At 64.9% G+C, this 8,771-nt stretch carries 7 protein-coding genes; all 7 read right to left on the minus strand.

The window, feature by feature from the left end:
* Nucleotides 1–978: DUF697 domain-containing protein (locus FVW27_RS01790; protein WP_167122216.1), on the minus strand; the 978-nt coding region annotated here is incomplete at its 3' end.
* A gap of 392 nt (nt 979–1,370) precedes the next feature.
* Nucleotides 1,371–1,790, minus strand: coding sequence for a winged helix-turn-helix domain-containing protein (locus FVW27_RS01795; protein ID WP_167122217.1), 420 nt, complete (start codon nt 1,788–1,790; stop codon nt 1,371–1,373).
* A gap of 477 nt (nt 1,791–2,267) precedes the next feature.
* Nucleotides 2,268–2,699: a formate dehydrogenase subunit gamma cytochrome c-553 gene (locus FVW27_RS01800; protein WP_167122218.1), complete on the minus strand. Its 432-nt coding sequence runs from the start codon at nt 2,697–2,699 to the stop codon at nt 2,268–2,270.
* 14 nt (nt 2,700–2,713) lie between these two features.
* A complete protein-coding gene (locus tag FVW27_RS01805; protein ID WP_167122220.1) occupies nt 2,714–3,679 on the minus strand; it encodes a formate dehydrogenase accessory protein FdhE in 966 nt (321 codons plus the stop codon).
* Nucleotides 3,680–3,754: 75 nt separating this feature from the next.
* Complete coding sequence (locus FVW27_RS01810; RefSeq protein WP_167122222.1) at nt 3,755–4,414, minus strand: 4Fe-4S dicluster domain-containing protein; 660 nt, start codon at nt 4,412–4,414, stop codon at nt 3,755–3,757.
* Nucleotides 4,415–4,467: 53 nt separating this feature from the next.
* Nucleotides 4,468–7,509 (minus strand): formate dehydrogenase-N subunit alpha, encoded by a 3,042-nt coding sequence (gene fdnG, locus FVW27_RS01815; RefSeq protein WP_167122224.1) that lies wholly within the window; start codon nt 7,507–7,509, stop codon nt 4,468–4,470.
* A gap of 742 nt (nt 7,510–8,251) precedes the next feature.
* Nucleotides 8,252–8,771, minus strand: a 520-nt coding sequence (locus tag FVW27_RS01820; RefSeq protein ID WP_167122226.1) for a formate dehydrogenase accessory protein FdhE, incomplete at its 5' end; no start/stop codon positions are given.

Genomic DNA, 8,771 nt, shown 5'->3' on the forward strand with positions numbered 1-8,771 from the left:
GGTGCCCTCGATCCCCGAGCGGATGCCGGAGGCCACGCCGCCCATGGCGGCCTTGACCACGGCGCGCACCAGTCCGGCGGTCATGCGGCCCAGCAGGGCCGCCGATTCGCGGTAGGGATTCTGGCGTGCCGGGCAGCCGGGCAGCACCTGCGACAGCATGTTGCGGGTGACAATGCCCACCCGCAGGGCCAACAGCGCGTTGGCGGAGCCATCCACCAGCGCGGCGGCCAGCAGGGTGCCCACGTGCGAGGCCCCCGGCACCGAGGCCAGTGGCGATGCCGTGAGCAGCGGGCCCAGCAGGGCGTGGACGTGTTCCTCCAGCCCGGCTTCTTCCAGCGCGCCCGCCGCCAGAGCCGTGCCCGCCACGTTGATGTACAGCCGCACCATGTCGCGCGGGTGGGGCCGCTGGTCGTAGATGGACGACACGCGCCACACCAGCCGCGCCAGCAATACCAGCACGATGAGGGTGTCCAGCCTGCCGTTGCGGGCCACCGCCGTGGACAGGAAGATGCGCGACGCCGTGCGCTTGGTTTCGCGCAGGGCGGCGGCATCCAGCGCGCGCAGCAACGCGGCGGCTTCGGCCATTTCCGCCGTAACCGGGGGAGAGCCCTGGGCACGGCTGGTGCCCGCCGTCGCGGAGGCAGGCCCGGTTGCCATGTGGGCAACGCCGCCTTCGCGCAGGTGCGGGTTGGCCCGCAGGCGTGCGGTCAGGCGGCGCAGGTAGTCGTGCAGTTCATCCGGCGTGGGGTTTTGCGGCAGGACCAGCGGACGGGGCCGCAGGAACCAGGTGGCCCCCAGCCAGCCCAACGCGCCGAAATAGGCAACCATGCCGCCCCAGAAAACAGCCTGGCCCAGCAGCGGATGAAGGCGCGCTGCCATGTCGGAGAGGGTCAGCACCTGCCCACCGATGAACACGAACAGGCTGGCGCACAAAACCGCTGCGAACAGGAACAGGGCACGGGGAAGGAACGTGTGCATGGGACTCCTTGCTGCGAGGTGCCGGGGAATGGAGCGGACGCGATGCGCCCCAACCGGTCATGAACCGGCCACGCTCGGTCCGCTCTCGGACCATGGGCGGACCGCGAGCGGGCCATGACCGAAAATGTCAGGCCGTCCCTATCAGGTGCGACAGCAAGGGGGTATCGTCAAGTCCGGCGAGCGGGCAACATCGGGCTGGAGGCTGAGGCGGCATGAGGGCGGCGCACAGGATGGTGTGTCCGGGTGACTTGCACGGGTGACGTGCCCGGCATGTCCGGCATGCGCGGATGTCGGGCGTGCCGGGTATTCCGGCATGGGGCGGGAAGATGCGAATGCGGCAAGGCGAAAGGCCGGAAGGGCCACATGGCGGGAAGGGCGGCCAGCCCGGCAGTCTATTTGCCGTCCGGCACCTTGTCCTCGAACTGGCGGACCGGCCACGGCAGCACCGTGGCCGCGCTTTCCACGGCACACCGTTCCACGGTGGCGAACCACGCGCGAAAGCGGTCCATGGCCTCGCGTCCCGTGGTGGTCAGTCGGTACCCTTCGCGGTTGCTGCCCGCCTTTTCCACCAGGCGCAGGCCAAGGGCGGTTTCGGTCTGCTTCAGCTTGCCCCACGCGGCGCGGTACGACATGCCCAGCGCCTCTGCCGCCTTTTTCAGCGATCCGTGTTCGTCGATGGCCAGCAGCAGCATGGCTCGGCCCATGCCGAAGACCATTTCGCCATCCTCCTCCAGCCACAGGTGCAGGCGAACGGTCGGGCGGGGGGGGGGAGGGGCATCGGCTTGGGCGGGGCGAAGGGGAGAGGTGCTCATGCGCGTGTTCCGTGTAGGTGGTGAAACCGCCGCCGGTGCGGCCAATACGGTGTGTGCATCCCGCGCGGGTCACGCTCTGCATGGGTCGCGTGACTGGCAAGGGTATGTGCTGGTCCAAGCATACGTGCTCATAATGACATAATCGAGGGGCAATGAAAACCGGCCTTGGCCGGTCCGGTTTGCCGGTTTCTCCCGGCTGGCTCCATCCGCATATCCGTTCGTGGCTTCGCCCCCATTCTACCCCAATTCCGTCCCGGCGCCGCCCCCGTTCCGTCCCGGTTCCTTCCCGGTTTCGTTCAGGCCCCCCAGTCCCGCCAGTCTCCCGTTGCGGGCACCGCCAGGCGGGCATCATGTGGCACCATCCGTCGCCGGGCGACAGCCCCTTCCACGGAAAGCGCCGACCGGGTGTCCGGTCGGCGCTGGTGGGCAGTGGTGACCATACGGTGCGGGCCGTACGGTACATGCGTGCCGTGAAGGCTACTTCTTCTTGGGCGCGGCGTCCTTGTTGGCCTGCGCGCTCATGTGGCAGGGACGGCAGCCCGAGAATTCGGGATGGTCCTTGGCCATCTGCTTGTGGCAGCCATAGCAGGAACGGTCGGTGTCCTTGGCGTGGTACGCCACGAACATGCTCATGGTGTCACGCTCGCGCGGGCCGGGGGTGGCATGGCAGTCGTTGTTGGTGCACGAGGCAAAGGGCTTCGCGGGGTCGGGCGTGTCGTGGTGACACTGCTCGCACGCAACGTCCTTGTGAGAGGTGTGGTTGAACTTCACGTGCATCCGCTTGGAGGTGCCGTGCTTCAGCTCTATGGCCTTCTTCGGGGCCTTGGCGGCGTCCCCGGCGTCTGCCGCCAGGGACGTGCCCGCCACGAGCAAGGTCAGTGCAAACAGGGAGATGACCAGGTATTTCATCAAGGTGCTCCTGTTCAATACATATTCCAGAAGGAAGGTCTGAGCGGGCGCAACTTCTTGCGCGCCGCGACCATGTCCAGATGCATCATGCCCAGGGCCAGGGCGTCCAGATTGGGGACGGCCTCGCGTTCCCGAAGGTCCACGGTGGGACAATAGGTGTTGCACTTGGTGCACCAGTCCAGCCGTTCGCCTCGGGCGGCTTCGGTTTCGCGCAGCATTTCCATGGTGCCGCTGGCCTCCTTTCCGCACGAGGGGCAGGCCCCCCGCAGGAACTTCCAGCCAGTTCCGCATTGCGAACAATGCAGATGCTTCTTGCCGCCGCCACCGGCCAGGTAGGCGTTCCTTTCGTCCAGCATGGGTTTGTCCAGCCAGGCGATGGTGGGAAAGGCGCCGCACACCGGGCAGTAGCCCTGCTGCCATGCCCCGTCCCTGTCCCAGGGGGCTTCCCCGTCTTCGGGCAGGGCGTTGGCAACCATGGCATGCAGCACCGGCGACAGCACGAAGCCGGTGACGAACGCAAGCACCTCCGGATCCACGCCGCCATCACTGGCGATGGATTCGATGGACCTGCCCGCCACCACGGCCTCGGCCAGGGCGTCGCGGCTGTCATTGGAGTCCACCGGGGCTTCCGCCGGGTTTTCCACCGGGCGCAGGAAGAACGCCCGCAGCGCTTCCGCGTGCGGCGCTACCGCCTCTATGGTGGTCAGAAGCGGCAGCAGTTCTTCCGCCGCCTGGCGCATGGGCCCGGCAGCGCCGGCCAGGGAAACGCCCGCCAGCAGGGATACCCCCTGCTGGGCACGATCCCACTGGATCTCCGGCAGGCGCAGGCCCGCATCGCGCACGGACTCCGCCAGCTTTCCGGCCAGTGCATCACCGGCGGAAAGCAGGGGTTCGAAGGCCCGCAGCACGGGTTCAAGGACAGGACGACGGGCAGTGACATCAGCCAGCGTATCCGCGACACTTTGGTGTTTGGCGGCCATGAATGCTCCACGAGAACCGGAGGCCGGGGCCTCCTTCAGAGGGTGAACGCGGCGCGCAAGGCGCCCGCAAGCCTGCTACATGAAACCGGCGTACTCGTAGTAATGCTCTTTCTCTTCCGCCAGCAGGTAGATGACGCTCACGTCTTCCATGTCCACCAGATGGGCCTTGGGAAAGCGTTCCTTGGCGAACGCAAGGCGCTTCTGCGCCACGGCCAGCACTTCCTCGCGCTCGCCGAAGACCATGGTGCCGGTGGGGCAGGTCTTCACGCAGATGGGCTGCATGCCCGCGGACACGCGGTCGAAGCACATGTCGCACTTGGTGATGCGCTTGGTCTTGGGGTCGATGCGGGGGATGTTGTACGGACAGGCCTCGGCAACCGCCTTGGCGTCGGCGGGGCTGAGCTTGGCCGACTTCTCGGTGGCCAGCACGGCGCCGGTCTTCTTGTCCTTGATCATGGCACCAGGCACGGCCATGTCGGCCACGTCCACGCATACCGGGGTAATGCAGTGGCGGCACTGGTCGGGGAAGAAGTTCCAGACCACAACGCCTTCCTTGGTCATCCGTTCGTTGAAGCGGACGATCTTGAGGTTGTTGGGGTTGAGGTCCGGCGGATTCTGGTGCGAACCGCGCTGCTTGGTCGCGTTGGCGGGCAGGTCGTGCCATTCCTTGCAGGCCAGCTGGCAGCCGCGACATGCCGTGCATCGGGTTGTATCAACTAAAAATGCCTTGGGCATCGTAGTGCTCCTTGGAGGGGGCGCGCCCCGCGGCGGGGCGCGCCCTGTTCCGGTTAGGCTATTTCGGTCAGCTTGTCGGCCTTGCGCAAGTTGACGAGACAGGCCTTGCTTTCGGGAATGGTGGTGTTCGGGTCGTACGCGCCAACGGTAAGGCGGTTGGTGGAGTCACCGCACTTGGGCGTGGTCCAGCCGTAGGCAAACGGCATGCCCACGAGGTGCACCGTCTTGCCCAGGATGGTGAAGGGCCGGATGCGCACGGTGACCATGGCAATGGCCTCCACGCGCCCGCGCGCACTTTCCACGATCACGCCGTCGCCGTTGTTGATGCCCTTTTCCTTGGCCAGCTCGTGGCTCATCTCTATGTAGAGCTGAGGCTCGGTTTCCAGCAGGTTGGGCACGTTGCGCGTTTCGCCGCCGCCGCACCAGTGTTCCGTCAGGCTGTAGGTGGTGAGCACGTACGGGTAGTTGGGGTCGGCCGCCTTGGCCATCTGGTCCATGTCCGAGGTGTGGAACTTGTACACCGGGCTGGACAGCTGCTTGGAGAACGGGTGGCTGTCCAGCGGGGTTTCCGCGGGTTCGTAGTGCTCGGGGAAGGGACCGTCCACGCGGCCGGTGCCGTAGAATTGGGCTTGGCCGTCCTTGGTCATGATGAAAGGCAGCTTGCCCTTCTCCTTGTCGGCCATGGGCGGCCACGGACCGTCCGGCACGTCGCCGATCCACTTCGAGCCGTCCCATTCGATGACGGCGCGCTTCGGGTTGAACGGCTTGCCGTTCAGGTCCACCGAGGCGCGGTTGTACAGGATGCGACGGTTTACCGGCCAGCACCACGACCAGTTGGGGAACAGGCCGATGTTGGCCTGCATGGGCGTCTGGCTGGCGTCGCGCTTCTTGGACTTGTTGCCGGCTTCTTCTGTGAAGCTGCCGGCGTAGATCCAGTTCAGCGACGAGGTTGAACCGTCATCCTTCAACTGGGCGAAGGCGGGCACCAACTGGCCGCGCTTGTATTCCTTGTCGCCCACCTTGGTGTCGGCCCAGAAGAACCCGTTGATGCGACGAGTCCATTCTTCCGGATCGAACTTTTCGGTCCAGTGCATCTTCAGCAGGGGGTCGGGCAGGATGCCGCCTTCCTTCCGGTACAGGTCTCGGATCTTGTTGACCAGCGGCACGAAGATGTCGGCGAAGTTGCGGGCCTGTCCGCCGGGTTCCACGGCCTTGTCGAACCACTGCAACCAGCGACCGCTGTTGCTGATGGTGCCCGCCTTTTCGATACGGTGGGCGGACGGCAGCAGGAAGACCTCGGTCTTCTTGGTCTTGGGATCGACGCCCGGGCGCTTCCAGTTGTCGGTGGTTTCCGAATTGTGCAGTTCGGAGCAGACCAGCCAGTCCAGCTTGTCCAGCGCCGCGCGCATCTTGTTGGTGTTGGAGAAGCTGTTCATGGGGTTGACCCCGAAGATGAACCCGCCCTTGATCTTGCCATGGTACATCTTGTCCATGACGTACATGTACGAGCAGTCTTCGCCCGGTTCGAGCTTCGGCAGATATTCGTAGCAGAAGTCGTTCTCGGGCGTGGCCGCGTCGCCGTACCAGCCCTTCAGCAGACTGGCCACGTATTTGGGACGGTTGCTCCACCAGTTGGCGCTGTTCTTCACCGTGGTGACCGGGGTGTTGGCCTTGTTGTAGTCGGCCAGGGTCTGCCAGGTGGAAACGGGCAGGTTGTGGTAGCCCGGCAGCGAGCTGTACAGCAGGCCGTGGTCGGTGGAACCCTGCACGTTGGGTTCGCCGCGCAGGGCGTTGATGCCGCCGCCCGCGATGCCGATGTTGCCCAGTAGCAGCTGGATGAGCGACGAGGCGCGAATGTTCTGCACGCCCACGGTGTGCTGGGTCCAGCCCAGGGCGTACAAGATGGTGCCCGCCTTGTCCGGCTTGCCGGTGGCGCAGAACGCATCGTACACGCGCAGCAGGTTTTCCTCGGACACGCCGGTGACGTCGGAGACGGTCTTCAGCGTGTAGCGCGAGTAGTGCTTCTTCATCAGGTTGAAGACGCAACGCTCGTTCTTGAGGGTTTCGTCGATGACCGGGCCGCCGTCGGGACCCTTTTCGAAGGCCCACTTGGACTGGTCGTACTTGCGGGTCTTGGGGTCGTACCCGCTGAAGAGGCCGTCGTTGAACTCGTAGTCCTTGCCGACGACAAAGGCGAAGTTGGTGTAGTTGAAGACGTACTCCTTGAAAAAGAGTTCCTTTTCAAGGATGTAGTTGATCATGCCGCCCAGGAAGGGGATGTCCGTGCCCGAACGCAGGGGCACGTGGAAATCGCAGCGTGCCGAGGTGCGGGAGAACTTGGGGTCCACGTGCATGAGCACGGCGCCGTTTTCCTTGGCGCGCATGACCCACTTGAAGGCGACAGGATGGTGTTCCGCGGCATTGCTGCCGATAATGAGCACTGCATCGCTATTCTTGATATCGATCCAGTGGTTCGTCATAGCCCCGCGACCGAACGACTCTGCCAGAGCCGCAACAGTGGGACTGTGTCAGACCCGGGCCTGGTGGTCCATTTGGACCATACCCAGGCTTCGTATGGCTTGATGGATGACGGCGCATTCCTCGTTGGAGGCGTGCGAGGTACCCATCATGAAAAGCGTATCCACGCGGTTGACGGTCTGGCCCTTTTCGTTCTTGAGGACCATGTCCTTGTCGCGGGTGTCCTTAACGCGGCGCGCGATCTGGTTCAGGGTCCAGTCCCAGTCCTTCTCCACCCACTTGTCGCTGAACGGAGCGCGGTACAGCGGCTTCGTCAGGCGGTGCGGGTTGGTGTACATGGAGAACAGGGCCGCGCCCTTGGCGCACAGCGCCCCTTCGTTCACCGGAAAGTCCGGGTCGCCTTCGGTCGAAACGAGCTTGCCGTTGCGCACGTAGGCAATGATCTGACAACAGACGGAACAGAAGGGGCAGACGCTGCCCACTTCCTTTGCGCCTTCGATCTTGAGCTTGCTGGCATACGCCTGCGCTTCAGCAAGATCGAACCCAAGCTGACCGAGCGAGAGGCCGACAGCGCTCACGCCCATGAGCTTGAGAAAACTCCGCCGCGTAGTGTTCATGTTCCACTCCTTGTTAAAGCCCCTCACAGAATCCGGAAGGTCCGGTGGACCCTCCATGCAGAGTCCGCGAAACCGTGCGCGCGGTCGCGCGCGTCCCCCCGCCGATGGAGGGGATACGACACGATGCCGCCGGGCGTGCACGGGAATGGGCGCCGTCGCGGTTCCGCAGGTTGGCGGGGCGGACGCACGGGCCTGCTGGCGCCGCGCGACCGGTACGACCCTTGGGCCTGCCGGAGAAGATGGCCTGATGCCACCTTCGCATCGTATCTTTTGGGGGCACCTTAACAGGCTTCCTGGTTAAAACAAGAAAATATTAATAGAAAACAGTGAGTTAAATGCAGCATATGCGCAGGCTTTGTCACAGCGCGAAGCGATCAAGGTGTGCGTTGTGGTTATTTGTGGGTATTTTTAGTTTGCCATGAGGTTTTGCATGGTGCTCGCCTGAAGGGTTGAAAACGCAGATGCTTGTGTGATCAGCCCTGAAAAGAGGGCCATCAGGCGCACATGTGGCCCGATCTGGTGGTTCTGACCGGTTATCCGTGAAACCATCCATGCAAGAGCGCCCCGGCGGGCATGGCGGTCGGTGCCGTCATGCCGCTCGGGGCGCTGGTCAGGTGGTGTTTTTCCGAGTGGTTGCCGCGTGCCGGTATTGCCGCCGCATATGTGCGTTCCAGACATGCGCCGGAGGTTGGTCGCGGTTGTGAAGCCGGTCGTGGTTGTGAGGCCGGTCGTGGTTGCCGCGTCAGGCAGAGGCTTTTGCGCCGGGAGCCTTGCCTGATCCGCCTGGCCGGGCAGGCCGCGTGGTGTCGTCCACGCCGCCCGGCATGAAGCCCTTTTCCTGCAGCAGCATGTCCAGGTGGGCCATGCCCAGCGGCAGCACCGATGGCACGTCGCTGCTGCGGTGGCGCAGGTCCGCCGCCAGGATGTATCGGCGGCAGGAGGCGCAGGCCTCGGCGCGCTCGTCCTCGAAGCCTTGCACGTAGCGCAGGGTGATGTTGTCCGGCTTGTCCACCCCGCAGAAGGGGCAGGCGGTGCGCTGGTGGCGCCAGGTATGGTCGCACAGCGCGCAGACCAGCCAGCGCTGGCCGCCTTCACCGCGCAGTACCCCCAGCTTGGGGGCCGTGCCGCATACCGGACAGTGGCCGTGGGTCCAGCCTTCGGCATGCGGGGCAAGGGACGGGGCCACGGCGCGTTGCACCCGGCGGGCGGCGGCAGTGGCCAGTTGCATGGCCACGAAGCCCACGGCGTCGGGCGAAAGTCCG

This window comes from Nitratidesulfovibrio liaohensis, from assembly GCF_011682075.1.
Taxonomy (GTDB): domain Bacteria; phylum Desulfobacterota; class Desulfovibrionia; order Desulfovibrionales; family Desulfovibrionaceae; genus Cupidesulfovibrio; species Cupidesulfovibrio liaohensis.

Bases quoted from the DNA above. Each gene is read 5' to 3' on its own strand.
- FVW27_RS01795 (WP_167122217.1), bottom strand. From the start codon at position 1,790: ATGAGCACCTCTCCCCTTCGCCCCGCCCAAGCCGATGCCCCTCCCCCC.
- FVW27_RS01800 (WP_167122218.1), bottom strand. From the start codon at position 2,699: ATGAAATACCTGGTCATCTCCCTGTTTGCACTGACCTTGCTCGTGGCG.
- FVW27_RS01805 (WP_167122220.1), bottom strand. From the start codon at position 3,679: ATGGCCGCCAAACACCAAAGTGTCGCGGATACGCTGGCTGATGTCACT.
- FVW27_RS01810 (WP_167122222.1), bottom strand. From the start codon at position 4,414: ATGCCCAAGGCATTTTTAGTTGATACAACCCGATGCACGGCATGTCGC.